At 37.5% G+C, this 16,592-nt stretch carries 16 protein-coding genes; 9 read left to right on the top strand and 7 right to left on the bottom strand.

Features of this window, described 5'->3' with window-relative positions; genetic code table 11:
* The first annotated feature begins 61 nt into the window (after positions 1-61).
* The 9 genes from CD003_RS12900 to CD003_RS12860 all read left to right on the top strand — a co-directional run bounded on the left by CD003_RS12900 (position 62) and on the right by CD003_RS12860 (position 9,918).
* Positions 62-1,720, top strand: coding sequence for an AMP-binding protein (locus CD003_RS12900; RefSeq protein ID WP_096201511.1), 1,659 nt, complete (start codon positions 62-64; stop codon positions 1,718-1,720).
* Positions 1,721-1,850: 130 nt separating this feature from the next.
* Positions 1,851-3,203 (top strand): acetyl-CoA carboxylase biotin carboxylase subunit, encoded by a 1,353-nt coding sequence (locus CD003_RS12895; RefSeq protein ID WP_096201510.1) that lies wholly within the window; start codon positions 1,851-1,853, stop codon positions 3,201-3,203.
* 30 nt (positions 3,204-3,233) lie between these two features.
* Entirely contained in the window at positions 3,234-3,446 is a 213-nt protein-coding gene (locus CD003_RS12890) for an acetyl-CoA carboxylase biotin carboxyl carrier protein subunit (RefSeq protein ID WP_096201509.1), read from the top strand.
* A 119-nt stretch (positions 3,447-3,565) separates the two neighbouring features.
* A complete protein-coding gene (locus CD003_RS12885; RefSeq protein ID WP_096201508.1) occupies positions 3,566-4,477 on the top strand; it encodes a hydroxymethylglutaryl-CoA lyase in 912 nt (303 codons plus the stop codon).
* Between the two features lie 30 nt (positions 4,478-4,507).
* Positions 4,508-5,287, top strand: a complete 780-nt coding sequence (locus CD003_RS12880; RefSeq protein WP_096201507.1) for an enoyl-CoA hydratase — start codon at positions 4,508-4,510, stop codon at positions 5,285-5,287.
* Positions 5,288-5,345: 58 nt separating this feature from the next.
* Complete coding sequence (locus tag CD003_RS12875) at positions 5,346-6,875, top strand: acyl-CoA carboxylase subunit beta (RefSeq protein WP_096201506.1); 1,530 nt, start codon at positions 5,346-5,348, stop codon at positions 6,873-6,875.
* A 187-nt stretch (positions 6,876-7,062) separates the two neighbouring features.
* Positions 7,063-9,003 carry an AMP-binding protein gene (locus tag CD003_RS12870; protein ID WP_096201505.1) on the top strand — a complete coding sequence of 647 codons (1,941 nt, stop codon included), beginning with the start codon at positions 7,063-7,065 and terminating at the stop codon, positions 9,001-9,003.
* Between the two features lie 352 nt (positions 9,004-9,355).
* Positions 9,356-9,568, top strand: coding sequence for an alpha/beta-type small acid-soluble spore protein (locus CD003_RS12865; protein WP_096201504.1), 213 nt, complete (start codon positions 9,356-9,358; stop codon positions 9,566-9,568).
* Positions 9,569-9,648: 80 nt separating this feature from the next.
* Entirely contained in the window at positions 9,649-9,918 is a 270-nt protein-coding gene (locus tag CD003_RS12860) for a hypothetical protein (RefSeq protein ID WP_096201503.1), read from the top strand.
* A 77-nt stretch (positions 9,919-9,995) separates the two neighbouring features.
* Here CD003_RS12860 and CD003_RS21895 read toward each other — a convergent pair whose 3' ends face one another.
* The 7 genes from CD003_RS21895 to CD003_RS12830 form a co-directional block, all read right to left on the bottom strand.
* Positions 9,996-10,172 carry a hypothetical protein gene (locus CD003_RS21895; RefSeq protein ID WP_179295544.1) on the bottom strand — a complete coding sequence of 59 codons (177 nt, stop codon included), beginning with the start codon at positions 10,170-10,172 and terminating at the stop codon, positions 9,996-9,998.
* 386 nt (positions 10,173-10,558) lie between these two features.
* Complete coding sequence (locus tag CD003_RS12855; RefSeq protein WP_096201502.1) at positions 10,559-10,774, bottom strand: DUF5342 family protein; 216 nt, start codon at positions 10,772-10,774, stop codon at positions 10,559-10,561.
* A gap of 126 nt (positions 10,775-10,900) precedes the next feature.
* On the bottom strand, positions 10,901-11,362 hold the full coding sequence (locus CD003_RS12850; RefSeq protein ID WP_096201501.1) for a GNAT family N-acetyltransferase: 462 nt from the start codon (positions 11,360-11,362) through the stop codon (positions 10,901-10,903).
* 5 nt (positions 11,363-11,367) lie between these two features.
* Positions 11,368-12,540, bottom strand: coding sequence for a YheC/YheD family endospore coat-associated protein (locus CD003_RS12845; protein ID WP_096201500.1), 1,173 nt, complete (start codon positions 12,538-12,540; stop codon positions 11,368-11,370).
* Positions 12,537-13,916, bottom strand: coding sequence for a YheC/YheD family endospore coat-associated protein (locus tag CD003_RS12840; RefSeq protein WP_096201499.1), 1,380 nt, complete (start codon positions 13,914-13,916; stop codon positions 12,537-12,539). The genes CD003_RS12845 and CD003_RS12840 overlap by 4 nt, the downstream gene beginning before the upstream one ends.
* A gap of 13 nt (positions 13,917-13,929) precedes the next feature.
* A complete protein-coding gene (locus CD003_RS12835; protein WP_179295543.1) occupies positions 13,930-15,021 on the bottom strand; it encodes a YheC/YheD family endospore coat-associated protein in 1,092 nt (363 codons plus the stop codon).
* 10 nt (positions 15,022-15,031) lie between these two features.
* Positions 15,032-16,423 (bottom strand): YheC/YheD family endospore coat-associated protein, encoded by a 1,392-nt coding sequence (locus CD003_RS12830; protein ID WP_096201497.1) that lies wholly within the window; start codon positions 16,421-16,423, stop codon positions 15,032-15,034.
* Positions 16,424-16,592: the final 169 nt, after the last annotated feature.

Genomic DNA, 16,592 nt, shown 5'->3' with positions numbered 1-16,592 from the left:
ATCATTAGATTGATTTCACCTTAGATTGAGCTCTTAAACTATTAATAAGGAGGAATTAGTGTTGGCTGAGAAAATTGATTTATCGGTTGGCAGGCTTTTAGAGAAAATTGCAAAGAACCAACCTGAGCATGAGGCGGTTGTTTATCCTGATAGAGGGTTGAGATATACGTATCAGCAATTTGATGATTTATGCCGGGATGTAGCCAAGGGATTAATGAAGTTGGGTGTTGAACGTGGAGAGCATGTAGCAATCTGGTCTACTAATCGCCCTGAATGGTTAACTTCTCAATTTGCTACTGGAAAAATGGGTGCTGTATTAGTTACTGTCAATACAAATTATCGTACAGCTGAGCTAGAGTATTTACTTAAGCAATCAGATTCAACAACATTAATTTTAATGGATTCATATCGTGATGCATCCTATACAGAGATGCTATATGAAATTCTTCCTGAATTAAGAGGTTCAGAGCCGGGGCAATTGCAATCTGAGAAGTTACCATTCTTAAAAAATATCATATTCTTAGGTGATGAACGAAAGCCAGGGATGTATTTGTGGTCTGATATTGTAGAGATGGGCAAAGCGGTAACAGACGAAGAATTAGAAGAGCGTATGGATAGCCTAGAGCCAGATGATGTAATTAATATGCAGTATACATCTGGAACGACAGGGTTCCCTAAGGGTGTTATGCTAACACATAATAACTTAACGAATAATGCAGCAAATATTGCTGAGTGTATGAATTTATCAGCGAATGACAGAATGTGTATACCTGTACCATTCTTCCATTGTTTTGGTTGTGTACTTGGTACTCTTGCCTGTGTAACAGTAGGAGCAACAATGGTACCAGTTCAAGAATTTGATCCAGATTTGGTTTTACAAGCGGTTCAGGCTGAGAAATGTACGGCATTACACGGTGTACCGACAATGTTCATTGCAGAATTAAATAGTAAGGACTTTGCTAAGTATGATTTATCTACACTTCGAACTGGAATTATGGCTGGTTCCAATTGTCCAATTGAAGTAATGAAAGCAGTCATAGAAAAAATGGGCGCTAGTGAAATTACGATTGCATACGGACAAACAGAATCTTCTCCAGTAATTACACAAACGAGGGTAGATGATTCGCTTGAAAGAAAAGTAGAAACAGTTGGGAGAGCCTTACCTAATGTAGAGGTGAAAATTGTTCAGCCAGGGACGGATGAAGAAGTTCCAAGAGGTGTTCAAGGTGAATTATGTACAAGAGGATACCATGTTATGAAAGGCTATTATAAAAACCCAGAAGCAACATCTGCAGCCATTACAAATGACGGCTGGCTTCACACAGGTGACCTAGCAATTATGGATGAGCATGGTTATTGCCGCATTACTGGTAGATTGAAAGATATGATTATCCGTGGTGGAGAAAATATTTATCCAAGAGAGATTGAAGAGTTTCTATATCAACATCCAAAGGTTTTAGATGTGCAAGTCGTTGGTGTTCCAGATGAAAAATTTGGAGAAGAAGTTTCTGCTTGGATTGTTTTAAAAGAAGGAGAATCAGCAACTGCTGACGAAATACGTAATTATTGCAAAGGAAAGATTGCTAGATATAAGATACCTCGATATATTTCTGTCGTTGAAGAGTATCCGATGACTGCATCTGGAAAAATTCAAAAGTTTAAGTTAAGAGAACAAGCAATAAGTCAGTACAATCTATCAAGATCTAGTTCAGGCGTGTAAAAATGTAAGCGTTGTCAAAAAAAGTATGATTACGTCGAAAAAAGCTTAACTGGAGACTGACTCATAAAGGTCAAACAACCACATAGTTATGAGTCAGTCCCTCCTAAATAAAAAAATGAGGTGATAGACATTGTTTAAAAAAGTACTTATTGCAAATCGAGGAGAAATTGCTTTACGTGTTATTCGAACTTGCCAACGTTTAGGTATTGCTACGGTTGCTGTTTATTCAGAAGCAGATGCAGACTCTCTACATGTGAAGGCTGCAGATGAGGCGTTTCTTATTGGAAAGCCAAGAGTAAATGAAAGCTATTTAAATGTTGATAAAATTTTAGAAGTAGCGAAAGAAACAAAGACAGATGCAGTTCATCCAGGTTATGGTCTTTTATCTGAAAATACCGATTTTGCAAAACGTTGTGAGGAAGCAGGGATTGTTTTCATTGGTCCTAATGCTGATGTTATTTCTCAAATGGGAAGTAAAATCGAGGCTAGGAAAGCGATGGAAGCAGCAGGTGTTCCGTTTGTACCAGGGGTAACTCGTGAGTTAAAGGATGCAAGTGAAGCATGTCAAGTAGCTCTAGACATTGGTTTCCCAGTCATGCTTAAAGCTTCAGCTGGTGGTGGCGGAATTGGGATGCAAGTGGTGAGAGATGAAGCAGAAATGGTTAAAGCTTTTGAAGGAAATAAGAAGAGAGCAACTGACTTCTTCGGTGATGGAGCGATGTATATTGAAAAATATGTAGAAAACCCTCGTCACATTGAAGTACAGATTTTGGCTGATAGAGAAGGTAATGCAGTGTACCTTTGGGAGCGTGATTGCTCAGTACAACGCCGTCATCAAAAAGTAGTGGAAGAGGCACCATCTCCATTTTTAGACGAAGAAACAAGAAAGAAAATGGGAGAAGCAGCTGTTCGAGCAGCAAAATCAATTGGCTACTCAAATGCTGGAACAATTGAGTTCTTAGTAGATGGTGAAAAGAATTTTTATTTCTTAGAAATGAATACTCGTCTTCAAGTTGAGCATCCAGTTACTGAAGAAATAACAGGCTTAGATTTAGTAGAGCAACAGTTGAAGATTGCCAATGGAGAAGCTATTTCTTTCTCACAAGAGGATGTACAAATGCTTGGGCATGCAATTGAAGTTCGTATCTATGCTGAAGACCCAAAGACATTCTTCCCATCACCTGGAAAGATAACAAAATTGAAACTTCCAGAACAGCCATACACTCGCCATGAGTGTGCAGTGAGCGAAGGCTCAGTTGTTACCCCGTTTTACGACCCGATGATTGCTAAGTTAGTCGTTACAGGTGGGAATCGTCTTGAGGCAATTAATCATCTGCAAAAGGCGCTTGAAGAGTATGAAGTAGAAGGAATAAAAACCAATATACCAATGCTTAAGGAAGTTGCCTCTCACGAAGAGTTTATAAATGGAAATGTTACAACAAATTTTGTTCAAGAGTATCTACAAAAAAACAAAGTAAAATAAATCATTCAAACATACTAGGGGGAATTATATATGAGTCAAGTTACATCAAATATGGCAGGAAACCTATGGAAAGTATTAGTTCAGGTAGGAGATACAGTTGAAGAGGGACAGGATGTTGCAATCTTAGAATCAATGAAAATGGAAATTCCAATTGCTTCTGAAGAAAGTGGAACGGTAAAAGAACTATTCAAAAATGAAGGGGATTTTGTTGATGAGGGCGAGGTATTGCTAGAGCTTGAATAAAAACGATCACGCAGTGAATGTTCAAAGTTTGGGGAACGGGAGACAGTTTTCTTAACTGAAATTTTTCTCTCGTTATTCCCTGTTGAACATAATCTTGATGGCAAGAAAGGGGAGAAACAATGAAGTTCCCAAATAAAGTGAAGATTAAAGAAGTTGGACCAAGAGATGGTCTTCAGAATGAGACAAAATTTATTGATACAGAAGATAAAATTGCGTGGATTAATCAGCTTTCAAATACCGGTCTTTCTTATATAGAAATTACATCCTTTGTTCATCCGAAGTGGATTCCTGCCTTGGCAGATGCACTCGAGGTATCAAAGGGTGTTGAACGTCATAAGGACATCATTTATGCAGCGTTAGTACCGAATATGCGAGGGCTCGACCGTGCGTTATCTGCCAATATCGATGAAGTATCTGTGTTTATGTCAGCAAGTGAAACACATAACCAGAAAAACATAAACAAATCGATAGCCGAAACTTTTCCCGTTTTAAAAGAAGTAATCGATGGGGCGAAAGAAGCAGATAAAACGACAAGAGGGTATGTTTCAACCGTGTTTGGTTGTCCATATGAAAATGATGTTGACGTTGAAAACGTTATTAGAGTTTCAGAATCGCTATTTGAAATCGGAATTGACGAGCTATCACTCGGAGATACGATAGGAGTTGCCAATCCAGCTCAAATACAACGAGTGCTAGAAGTTCTTCTAAAACGTTTTTCATCTGATCAGCTAGCGATGCATTTTCATGATACACGAGGAACTGCCCTAGCAAACATTGTTGCTTCTCTTGATATGGGAATTACGAATTTTGATAGTGCAATTGGTGGATTAGGTGGTTGTCCTTATGCACCAGGTGCTTCAGGTAACGTGGCAACTGATGATTTAGTTTATATGCTACAAGGCATGGGAATTGAAACTGGAGTTAATCAAGATAAGCTGATTCAAGCAGCAAAATGGATTGAAGAAAAGATGGAAAAACCGTTGCCTAGTCATAATTTACAAGCAGCTAAAGCATCAGGTTGTCTTACATAGTTAGACAATTTGAGTGAGGAGGAGATGGAAATGGAAAAGCAAGTTCTCTTTTCACTTAACGAAGGAGTAGCTACAGTTACGTTAAATAGAGCCAATGCAGCCAATGCATTATCAGTTCAAATGCTTTATGACCTTCATGAAGTATTGATGGAGATAAAGTTTAACCCAGAGGTACGTTGTGTCATCATTACAGGTTCTGGTGAAAAAGCATTTTGTGCTGGAGCAGATTTAAAGGAACGTGCGACTATGAGTCCTACTGAAGTGAAACGAACGGTTTCTCTTATAAGGGGGAATGTTGATGATGTAGAAGCATTACCACAGCCTGTTATTACTGCATTAAACGGTGTTGCGTTTGGTGGTGGGTTAGAGCTAGCTCTTGCATCAGACATTCGAATAGCATCAGATCATTGCAAGATGGGATTAACAGAAACCTCCTTAGCAATTATTCCTGGAGCAGGTGGTACTCAGCGTCTTCCAAGATTAGTCGGAAAAGGAAAAGCGAAGGAAATGATTTATACGGCTAAACGAATTGATGCGATAGAGGCAGAAAAAATTGGTTTAGTAGAGCATGTTGTTCCCATTGGTTTACTAATGGATAAGGCATTAGAAATAGCAAAACAAATTTCTGCAAATGGTCCTGTGGCAATTCAACAGGCAAAGTTTGCAATTGAAAAAGGATTAGAAACTGATATTGCTACTGGCTTATCAATAGAGCAAAAAGCGTATGAAATCACAATTCCAACTAAAGACAGGTTAGAGGGTTTAGCTGCCTTTAAGGAAAAAAGATCTCCGAGTTACAAAGGTGAATAAATAAGAGCAAACGTAAATTCCTACTATAGACAATATCTTATTAAAGGAGGCGGAATAGATGTCATTTGAAAAAGATTTACAAGAACGTGTCGAAGCAATTGAAAAGGGGGGTTCTCCTAAATACCATGAAAGTAATGCTGAAAAGGGAAAGTTATTTGTACGTGAACGTTTAGAACTATTGTTTGATGAAGGTGTTGAAGTAGAAGATGGTTTCTTCGCGAATTGTATGGCGGAAGGATTACCAGCAGATGGGGTTGTTACTGGCATTGGTAAAGTAAATGGCCAAACGGTATGTGTTATGGCAAATGATTCTACAGTAAAGGCAGGTTCTTGGGGAGCGCGAACGGTTGAGAAAATCATTCGTATTCAGGAAACAGCAGAAAAGCTAAATGTACCTATGCTTTATCTTGTTGACTCTGCTGGCGCGAGAATTACAGACCAAATAGAAATGTTCCCAGGTAGACGTGGTGCAGGGAGAATTTTCTATAATCAAGTAAAGTTATCAGGTCGTGTTCCTCAAATTTGTTTATTATTTGGTCCATCAGCTGCCGGTGGCGCGTATATTCCTGCTTTTTGTGATATTGTCGTGATGGTAGACGGAAATGCTTCAATGTACTTAGGTTCACCACGCATGGCAGAAATGGTTATTGGTGAAAAAGTGTCATTAGAAGAAATGGGTGGTGCTAAGATGCATTGCTCAGTATCTGGTTGTGGTGATATTTTGGCTAAGACTGAGCAGGAAGCAATTGAAATGGCTCGTAATTACCTATCCTATTTCCCGTCTAATTATAGTGAAAAGCCTCCAGTTCAAGAGGTTAAAGAACCTAAGCATTTTGAAAAAACATTAGAGGAGTTAATTCCTAAAAATCAAAACGCACCATTTAATATGCATGATTTGATTAATAGAATTATTGATGAAGACTCATTTTTCGAAATCAAGAAACTTTTTGCACCAGAATTAATTACTGGGTTAGCGAGAATGAATGGTCAATCTGTTGGAATTATTGCGAATCAGCCTCGAATGAAGGGTGGCGTATTGTTCCACGATTCTGCAGATAAGGCAGCAAAGTTTATTACGCTATGTGATGCCTATAACATCCCATTAGTGTTCTTAGCTGATATTCCAGGCTTTATGATTGGTACAAAGGTAGAACGAGCAGGGATTATTCGTCACGGGGCAAAAATGATTTCAGCTATGTCAGAAGCATCAGTACCTAAGATTTCTATTATTGTGCGAAAAGCATACGGTGCTGGTTTATATGCAATGGCAGGTCCAGCGTTCGAGCCAGATTGTTGCTTAGCATTACCAAGTGCACAAATTGCCGTAATGGGACCTGAAGCAGCTGTAAATGCAGTATACGCTAATAAAATAGCAGCATTACCAGAGGAAGAGCGACAAGATTTTATCGCTCAAAAACGTGAAGAGTATAAAGAAAATATAGATATTTATCGTTTAGCATCTGAAATGGTTATTGATGGTGTTATTCCAGCAAACTCATTAAGAGATGAACTTAATAAGCGATTATCAGCATATATGTCAAAATATTTAGTATTTACTGAACGCAAACACCCAGTATATCCTGTCTAAAAAGTATTCAAAAGTAATTTAAGGAGTAAAAGTATATACAAATATGCAAGATGAGCAATGGCTTCGCACACTACTCGTCCAGTGACAAGAAAATTGCTTCTCACTGGACTTTAAACTAGGTAGTGGCTTCGCTCATTGTATCCAATAAAAGTTCGCTTTGCGAATTTTGTTCTTAGGGGTGATGTTTATGACAGAAAAAGCAGTTTGGTTTCCTACTGAAGAGTTAATTCAATCGTCACGATTGTATCAGTGGATGAATCAATTAGGGTTTACTGATTATGAGGAATTTCTAAAAGCATGTACAGATGACGTTTCTTGGTTTTGGACAGAGGCGGAAAAGGTTCTAGAAATTGATTGGTACAAGCAATATAATCAAACATTAGATTTATCAAAAGGTATGAAATGGCCCGAATGGTATGTGAATGGTGAAATGAATACTGTACATAATGCTGTTGAAAAATGGGCTCAAAATAAAGAAACTGCAGCTAACATCGCACTCATCTGGGAAGGTGAAGATGGTATTGTTGAACAGTATACGTTTGCCGAATTAAGTGAAGAAATTGCTAAAGTATCTAAAGGGTTAAAAGTAAATGGGTTAGGAAAAGGAGATATTGCTGCGATTTATATGCCAATGGTTCCTCAAACCGTTATTGCCATGCTAGCCATTTCAAAAATAGGAGCTATATACTCTCCTGTTTTTTCTGGTTATGGAGCAGATGCAATTGCAACAAGGTTAAATGCATCTGAAGCAAAAATGCTAATTACAGCGGATGGATTTTTGCGTAGAGGAAAGCCTGTCGCTATGAAGGAAGAGGCGGATAAAGCTGTAGCGATTTCACCGTCTATTGAAAAAGTAGTAGTATATCGTCGCTTAGAAAGAGATATTCCTTGGGATGATAAACGTGACGTTGATTGGCAGGCAATTGCAGAGTCAGAGCCGTTAAATGAGACAGAAAAAATGAACAGTTCCGATCCACTTATGCTTATCTATACATCAGGTACAACAGGAAGACCAAAGGGTGCAGTACATACCCATGCAGGATTTCCTTTGAAATCTGCTTTTGATGCTGGAATCGGTATGGATGTCCAAAAAGGTGAAAGACTGTTTTGGTTCACTGATATGGGATGGATGATGGGTCCATTTTTAGTTTTTGGTGGATTATTAAATGGTGCATCAATAGTCCTCTATGAAGGAACACCTGATTTTCCGGAGCCAAACCGTCTATGGAAGCTTGTAGAAGACCATAAGGTAACGCATCTCGGAATTTCTCCTACTCTTATTAGAGGTATGATGAAGCATGGAGAATCGTGGGCTAATCAGCATGATATTAGTAGTTTAAAGGTTATTGGGTCAACTGGTGAGCCGTGGAACCCTGAGCCGTGGATGTGGCTATTCGAGAAAATTGGAAAGTCTAGAATACCTATATTTAATTATTCAGGTGGAACAGAAATATCTGGTGGGATTTTAGGCAATGTATTAATTAGACCAATAGGGCCAATTACGTTTAATTCGCCACTACCTGGAATGGACGTTAATGTATTTAATGATGAAGGAAAGCCTGTTACGAATGAAGTAGGAGAGTTAGTGTTGACGAAACCTTGGGTAGGAATGACAAATGGATTTTGGAAAGAGCCTGAGCGTTATGAGGAGGCTTACTGGAGTCGATGGAGTGATGTTTGGGTTCATGGTGATTGGGTTATAAAAGACGATGAAGGGTTCTGGACAATTACTGGACGGTCTGATGATATTTTGAATGTTGCTGGTAAACGATTAGGTCCTGCAGAGGTTGAATCTATTTTAGTAGAGCACTCATCTGTCATTGAAGCAGGTACAATTGGAATTCCAGATGAGGTAAAAGGAGAAGCAGCAGTTTGCTTTGCAGTGCTCCATTCAGGTGTTGAAGAATCAGAGGAACTAAAGAAAGAATTATTAAACTTAGTAGCAGAAAAGATGGGTAAGGCATTACGACCAAAATCAATTCACTTTGTCAAAGACCTCCCAAAAACGAGGAATGCAAAAGTTATGCGTCGAGCAATTAAGGCTGCATACTTAGATAAAGATGCAGGAGACTTATCGTCATTAGAAAATCCACAAGCAGTAGATGCGATAAGAAAACTTGGTAAGTAAATTAGTAATGATAAATTATGAGTTATGAATTTTTAAGCTACACAAAAGTAACCAAGGTTACTTTTGTGTAGCTTTTCATTGTTGCTTAGGAATTTTAAAATTCTTTAATGTGGAAAATTGAAAGTGTATTCAAAGAAGGGCAATGGCTTCGCGCACTACTCGTTCAGTGACAAGAAAACATGTAGTGGCTTCCCACATTGCTTTTAATAAATTTCGCTATCGGATTTTGTTCATAATTCATAACCCGTAACTCATAATTTATCTTGACTTTTCCCTAAATATTACTAATGAGGTTTTTACATAGGATAGGCCCTTTTGTCTCACAATAGTATTACAAAGGGAGGTGATTCACATGGCAACGAACAACAATAACAGCTCTAACCAATTAGTAGTACCTGGCGTTCAACAAGCTTTAGACCAAATGAAGTATGAAATCGCTCAAGAGTTTGGTGTTCAACTTGGGCCAGATGCAACTTCTCGTGCAAACGGGTCTGTAGGTGGAGAAATTACGAAACGCCTAGTTCAAATGGCTGAACAACAAATGAGTGGTTACCAACAACAATAATAATTATATGGCATGGAAGAGGTGGGAGTACCCATCTCTTCTTTTCAGTAAATAGCTTTATTTTTAAAGGGGCAATTACAATGCTTAATCCACATATGTGTCCGCTGTGTAATGGTATGGAACCTGTACGAATCTCTTGTACTAACTGTAGTACAGCTCTAGAAGATAAGGGGAGAATTATTGATTACTTTGACGATTATAGTGCCTACTTAGATATTGATGATATGAAAAAAATAGATGGTATTCAAAATGATTATAGTGAACACCAATGTCCACATATATTATATTGTCCTAATTGTCATAGTGAATCGACTTTGCTTGTTAAAGAAATTACTTACAAAGATCAGTAAGAACGGTTTGGACAATAGTTTTTATACTTAATTTTATATGTACAAATAAAAGGCTGACCATGTGTCAGCCTTTTAGATTATGCTTTATGTGGAGGTGGCTCTTCATCAGGGATTTCAGGTGCTTCTTCAATGATACCTGAGTCATCCTTCATATCAACTGTTCCTCCACCTAACCCTTCATTAATCATACGATCTACATCATCATAGTACTCTTTTTCAGCTTTTTGATAAGAATCATTACGTGCTTTTTTCATTCAATCTCACCCCTTCAGTTTAGTTTAAGGAACATAGTGAAAAATATACAAGGTGGAAATAATTACATAACCACGGTTCGCATTTACCTATAGACGAATAACATATTTGAAGAGTTAAATACTGACTTAATAATGAAAGCAAAAGAACGAGTGGAAGCTGCTGGAGAAGGTAAGTTTAACTGTTTAGATTGGTGGTTCTGTTATAAAGATAAATAAATGTAATTGGAGAGGTTGAGAAACAAGTCTTATATAGAGGGTGCAATGGCTCCGTTCGCTACGCGCCTTGAAAGGCAAAAAATACTCCTTTCAAGCCTTGTAAAAGATGTAGCGACTTCGCTCATTGCTTCGGAGGCTGGGACAAAAGACCTTTTGTCCCAGCCTCCTGCTTAATGGTCTTCGTAAACATGATATAAGATTAAATCATGGATTTGCATTTCTAAATTTTCTTTAGCTTGTCCATCTGGCTGCCGTTCAGTCCAAGTGATTGTTCCATCTGAGTAGTACATTCCTTGATAGTATTCCCCTTTAAAGAAAAATGAGAATTGAATTTCTTTTTTTATAAGTGTTGCGTCTCGTTCTTTCCAATTAAAATGTGAGATCATGAATCATGCTCCTTTTCTTCTATATAATATAAGCATACTATATGATAAACAAAAGCGGGAGAAAAGTGATTGTTTAATGTAAAAGGGAACTCTCACACCCACGGTTTGAGAATTCCCTTTCTCTTTCTATTCACATGAGGCTTCTTGTTCTGAAATGTCATCAATATGCCATTGTCCTCCACCCAACCAAAGTAACATACTTCCATTATTATCAACTGTATAATTAAATGCTACCATGCCTGATAGAAGAGCAGTTTTAAGAAGAGCAGCTTGTTCGTAAGGTAGCTTTGTGTAACAAACGCCTAATTCATGGATAACTTCTTTCAGAAGCTTCGTTCCAATGTGTGTATTTTGGTAGCTAGGTGAAATTATAAATAGAGATTCTTTTGTGCCATAATCTAAAAATGCAAAAGCAGCAATAATTTTTCCTTCCCATAAGGCTAATTTAATTATCGTACCTGTTTGGCTTAAATGGTGTCTGCGTAATTTAAAAATCCAGTCTACATTTTTATCATATCGTTTGACGAAATTTAAAAGAGGTCTTCTATATTTTTCCCAAGTTTTCACTTCTACATTGATGGTCTTCACTTTTATCACTCCTCAAGATAACCGCTTTCTGAATAAAAGGCTTGAATGAGGTTGTGTAAGCCTTGTTTTTGGATTGTTGGCTCATCAAAAATCATCGGCTTTGCATTGACTTCAAATAACCAGTAGCGACCAGTTGTATCCCGACCAATATCAACTGAGAACTCTCCAAGATTTCCATAAGACTGTTCTAGTCTTTTTCCAATAGTAGCAATTAAGAGGTTAATTTTTTCAAAATTAATAGGGGGAGAAATGTCTTTCAGGGATAGAATCATTCCTCCTTTTGGTACGTGAGTTGTAATTCCTTTGCTAGAGCGTACACCAATTCCACTTGTATTCCATTCACCCTGAACCTTGTGGCATAGAATACGAAAATCGTATTTTTTATCGTTCAATTGATTTAAATGAATACCTTCTTGTAACAGGTAATTAGACAAATCAACTTTGTCATTAACTGAAGTCCAAAGAGACTCAAAGGAAAATAAAGTGACCGATGTTGTATGATCGTGAATCAAGTAAGTCTGATTAGGTCCAGTAGTTAGTTTGAAAATCCCATCTCCTTTTTGTCCTTCTTTTGGTTTTAAATAAAGAAACTTATAGTTGGCAAGAGCTTCTCTAAATGTTTCTTTCGAAGTGACCACATCTGTAAAGAGTAGATGATTAGCTATTGTTGGTTCTGTTGAAAGGGTTTGATGAACATCCCATTTATTAAAAAAATGAGGATTAAAAAAAGGAATATTCATCTGTTTGATCCACTCAAAGACACGCTTCATTCTCTCTGATTTCTCAGTACGTGGGGTAGGGACACGGTTGTAAATGACATCAGGTAATGGAATAGCCGTTAGTACCCAGTTATTATTGATTAATACATACCCATGTAGTTGAGAATAACAGATCGTATCAGGTGTAATGACAAAGCAAAGACCACCTGTTTGTTGTAACCCATCATGAATGCGTCTAAATGTTTGTTTATTGCCAGAAAACAATTTCTTGGAGTGGTCACTTGTTAAGAGGCCAACAATTGGACCTAGACTTCTCTCATGTCTTTTCACGTAAAATGGAACCGATTCGGGTGAGGGGGCAATCATAGGGATTCGCTTCTTATCGAACCCCCAAACTAAACCTTCGTTTTCCTGAAGCCCCCATGTAGATGATTCTTGGTTAAAATAAATGGTGGTCATGTTAGCAACAGCTCTGGCTGGGTAATACTTTGTTTTGCTAAATAAACAGCATATGCTAGTGGTAAACGTCTTGACATTAAATCATTATGACGTAGCTTAGCATGAGAGAAAATCGTACGACCAGGCTTTGAATTCGCTTCGAACATCCATATATGCCCTGATTTGTCGATGCCTAAGTCGAAGCCAATTTCACCGATAAACCCTTCCGTTGTATGGTCGATCCTTTTACTAATTTGTAATGCACATTCTTTCAGCTCTTCTAACTGTTCTTTAGACAATCCAGCTTCTGTTATCGTTTCAGCTGCTGTTTTAATTTCACCGCCACTTTTTACATGTGTCGTAACACTGCCCTTACCTGCTACTTTTGCTGCAATTGCACTAATTTGCCATTTGCCTTGTTCATCCTTATTTGTGTGAATTCTAAAATCAACAGGGTTATTCTTAATTTTGATTAAATGGATCCCTTGTTGAGCAATGAAGTTTTTAACTCCATTAGGGAAGTGCTGTTTCATTAATCGTTCAAGAGAAGAGTACCGCCTTAAACGATTTTGTTCATCTTTTCGAAAGCGGCAATAATAATAAGGGTCATCTTTTAATTTTATGATTTGGTGGATACCTAGGCCTAAGCTTCCGGCTGCTGGTTTGAGATATACGTGATGGTGTTTTTCGAGAAGCTGTTCAATATTTGCGTTTGTTGGATTTAAAAAGCTTTCTGGTAGATACATAGCTGTGCCCTTGTCATCCATAAGCTTTATATAAATATCCCACTTATCAAAGAAGCTCGGGTTGAACCAAGGAATTAGATAGTCTTTTTCAAAGCGTTCCTTTAACTTTTGAAAGGATTCTACATTTTCAATGCGCCGATTTGGTAAACGGTTATATACTACATTTGGAAAAGGAACGGTAACTTGTTTCCACCCTTTTCCTGTGTAGAAGTATCCTTTCACTGTGGCACTTTCCCAATTAACATGGTGTGCACCAAACACGAAATAGTAGGAACCAACCTTTTGCTCTGAAGAAAGCAATCGAGCAAAAAACATGGAACGCTCTCCAATCGGGCGAAGGGAAGAGCTTTGAAATCCTGCAGTGAAAATTCCTACTAGTGGACCAATATGCAATGTATTATCATGTTGGAATACATGAACTACTCCTTCATATGGTAATGAAAGAGCTTGAAAGCAGTCTTCTGAAAGGAGATATTCATTTTTTTTATCTGGATGAGGAGCGGGCTTACAAGGGATTCGTTCTGAGCCGAAAGCGATATACTCAGGGAACCTTTTGTTTATAACCCAAGTCCGAAAGAGGCTTTCAGGAACGAAAATCGTTTCTATATAATCTGAAATAATTTTCAAAGGTAGTGCTTTTGTGTTACTCATGATAACCAACTCCTTATTTGTAGTACACCAGATTTTTATTATCTTCATTGAGGTTTCGGCTTAAAAATGTTATATATTCAAAGGGAGCTCTATATAGCTTTTCATTTTCGAAATTTGGACTTGAAAGAAGGATGCTACGACCTGGCTTAGAGTTTACTTCTAGTAACCAGAGTTTATAATCCTGGTCAAGTGCTACATCAAGCCCTAACTCAAATAATGGCCCATATGTTGATTCTAGAATGGGTGGAATATCGTTTATTAAATTGCAAATTTGATTGCAAATCGCTTTTTGAGTATCAATAGAGTAATCTTGTATCCACTTAAAGAAGTCCATAGAAGAAGCACCACCATGTAGATTAGAAATGAGCTTCTCTTTTTCTCCTTTTCTAACTGCTCTCCCTAGTTCTTGCCATTGTCCGTCACCGTCCTTTTGAAGAAAAATTCGAAAATCAAAAGGCTCATTTTTAGATGTTCGGAGAGAGAGGCTAGGCTGACAAAGGTAAGTGTACTCTTCAATTAAGTTATTGAGCCAACTAATAAATCTAGAAAAATCTTTAGACCTTCTCGATATGATAGATTCTCCTACTTGTGTCCTAACCTCTATTTGTTCTTTTTTGTATCGAATGAAAAAGATTCCCCGTCCTTGTGAACCACTTGCAGGCTTAACAACTACTTCACCCTGTTCTTGTATCAAAGGAAGAATGTCCTTAGCTGAAGTGAAATGAATTGTATTTGGAATGAAGCTAGTGAGAGTGGGCTGCTTAATTAACGTTTCATGAATACTCCACTTATCTGGTAATCCATAGCCTATAAAGGGAATTCTACTTCGTAATTGTTTAATAGTCGTTTTATATTCCTTATACTGTGTATTAGTAGGGTAAAAGCATCGGTCATAAATAAAAGTTGGGAATGTACAACGCTGCTTTTCCCATTGTCTTTTTTGTTGGTTATAAACTCTTCCTTTAATTGTGTTAGATTCGAAATTTACATCAGCAGGGTGAAATAAAACCACTTCATAGAAAAATTGCTTTCCTTTGATAGCTAATTCCTTATAATAATGGGACTCTTGGTTTTCATCTAAGGAAAGTATACCTAGCGATAACATGTTATTCCTCCTAGCGTAAATGAGTATAAGGAAACTTAGATAGGAAGAAAGCAAATTGAATAACTGTTTTTGCTGATGGACGAATTTTCTTTTTTTCTTGTACAGTCCAGTCATTTTTAGAAGGCTTTGTATTTAGTTCAATAATCCAAGGAAACCCTTCTTCATCTATCCCGATATCGACACCAAATTCACCGTATTCACCTGTAGATTCTTCGTTTAGTAAGCGTGATGATTCAAGGGCTATTTCATAGAGTAGTGATTTTAGTTGCTTGCTTTCTTCTGTTGGAAACCATTCAAGTAATACCTCATCAACGGGTACAATTTCTCCTCCTTGGGCTAAGTTGGCGACAAACTTCTCTTCAGCGGATACTCGAGCAACTGCAGATATTACATTCCACTCTCCTTTAAGTGTTCGGCAACATAATATTCGAAAGTCGAGTGGACGATCCTTCCACTTCTTTAACGGAATAGCTTCTTGTAATAAATAAGAGCGCTTCCCAATTCGTTTACTAAGAAGACTGTGTAAAACTTTAGTAGATTGAAAAATTCTTTCCTGTTTACCTGAAAGTGTTGAATATCGAATGAAATACTGATCTTCTTTTTCATCATAGCCAATCTGATAAATACCTTTACCTTGACTGCCATTATCAGGCTTAAGGAATAGCAATGAGTAGGCATCTAGCATCGTTTTTAGGCTTTGTTCATCAGTATAGAGCTCCGTAGTAGGAAGGTGTGGCTTAATCTCAATATAATTGTGCAATGTACTGTATACATCCCACTTACTTAGAAATTTTTCATTAAAGTAAGGAATGTTTAAAATTGAACACTCTGTAAGTAGCTGAGCCATATTTGTGCTCTGTTCAACCTTCCTAGAACCAATTCGGTTGTAAATGACATCAGGTATAGGTACGTTCACTTCATCCCATTGTCCATCTTCAAATATATATCCTTTTGGTTTCTCATTATCCCATTGCTGTATACTAAATACGTAAAAGAACAAATGGTGCATCTTTGCATAGTCAGCAAGTTCTTCACAAAATTTACTCACTGTTCCAAAAGGTTCGTCTGTTCTGTTTTGATTGACAAGTGTTAGAACAGAGATAATAGGTCCAAGCTGAAATTGTAGTAATTCTTTATGGTAGGACAGGTGGAGAGAAAGTAATTTTTCTGGTAAGTTGAGCTCTTGAAGTAAAGATGAACTGCATTGTAAAATCAATTCATCATTTTGATCAAGAGGCATGCATTCTACATCTACTTTCTTGTTTCCACATACCACAGGAATTACTTGATGCAAATTTAATTTCCATGTCTTAAATAACTTTTCACTAAGACGTATTTCATGCTGATGTGTGAGCAATGAATCATCTATTGATTGTATAGATACTCTTTGGAAAGAAATCATAAGTATTCCCTCATTTTATTAGTTGTCACGTTAGTGTTGTTTACACACGTTTCTACAACATCTCCTTTACATTTTTGCAACTTTTGTAGAGAATAGTGGAGTAAAGCTGTAATGAATATAATCTAGGCATATGCTGATAAAGTATTGTATGTGGCAATAGGTTTTTTTG

The organism is Bacillus sp. FJAT-45350, from assembly GCF_002335805.1.
Lineage (GTDB): Bacteria > Bacillota > Bacilli > Bacillales > NISU01 > FJAT-45350.
The sequence above is the reverse complement of the archived record's forward strand: the minus strand, read 5'-3'. Positions and strand labels throughout refer to the sequence as shown.

What these genes read in the sequence shown, in the direction of transcription:
- CD003_RS21895 (WP_179295544.1), bottom strand. Translation starts at nt 10,172, where the DNA reads ATGAAAAAAGCACGTAATGATTCTTATCAAAAAGCTGAAAAAGAGTAC.
- CD003_RS12885 (WP_096201508.1), top strand. Translation starts at nt 3,566, where the DNA reads ATGAAGTTCCCAAATAAAGTGAAGATTAAAGAAGTTGGACCAAGAGAT.
- CD003_RS12860 (WP_096201503.1), top strand. Translation starts at nt 9,649, where the DNA reads ATGCTTAATCCACATATGTGTCCGCTGTGTAATGGTATGGAACCTGTA.
- CD003_RS12840 (WP_096201499.1), bottom strand. Translation starts at nt 13,916, where the DNA reads ATGAGTAACACAAAAGCACTACCTTTGAAAATTATTTCAGATTATATA.
- CD003_RS12880 (WP_096201507.1), top strand. Translation starts at nt 4,508, where the DNA reads ATGGAAAAGCAAGTTCTCTTTTCACTTAACGAAGGAGTAGCTACAGTT.
- CD003_RS12845 (WP_096201500.1), bottom strand. Translation starts at nt 12,540, where the DNA reads ATGACCACCATTTATTTTAACCAAGAATCATCTACATGGGGGCTTCAG.
- CD003_RS12835 (WP_179295543.1), bottom strand. Translation starts at nt 15,021, where the DNA reads ATGTTATCGCTAGGTATACTTTCCTTAGATGAAAACCAAGAGTCCCAT.
- CD003_RS12890 (WP_096201509.1), top strand. Translation starts at nt 3,234, where the DNA reads ATGAGTCAAGTTACATCAAATATGGCAGGAAACCTATGGAAAGTATTA.
- CD003_RS12830 (WP_096201497.1), bottom strand. Translation starts at nt 16,423, where the DNA reads ATGATTTCTTTCCAAAGAGTATCTATACAATCAATAGATGATTCATTG.
- CD003_RS12855 (WP_096201502.1), bottom strand. Translation starts at nt 10,774, where the DNA reads ATGATCTCACATTTTAATTGGAAAGAACGAGACGCAACACTTATAAAA.
- CD003_RS12865 (WP_096201504.1), top strand. Translation starts at nt 9,356, where the DNA reads ATGGCAACGAACAACAATAACAGCTCTAACCAATTAGTAGTACCTGGC.
- CD003_RS12870 (WP_096201505.1), top strand. Translation starts at nt 7,063, where the DNA reads ATGACAGAAAAAGCAGTTTGGTTTCCTACTGAAGAGTTAATTCAATCG.
- CD003_RS12875 (WP_096201506.1), top strand. Translation starts at nt 5,346, where the DNA reads ATGTCATTTGAAAAAGATTTACAAGAACGTGTCGAAGCAATTGAAAAG.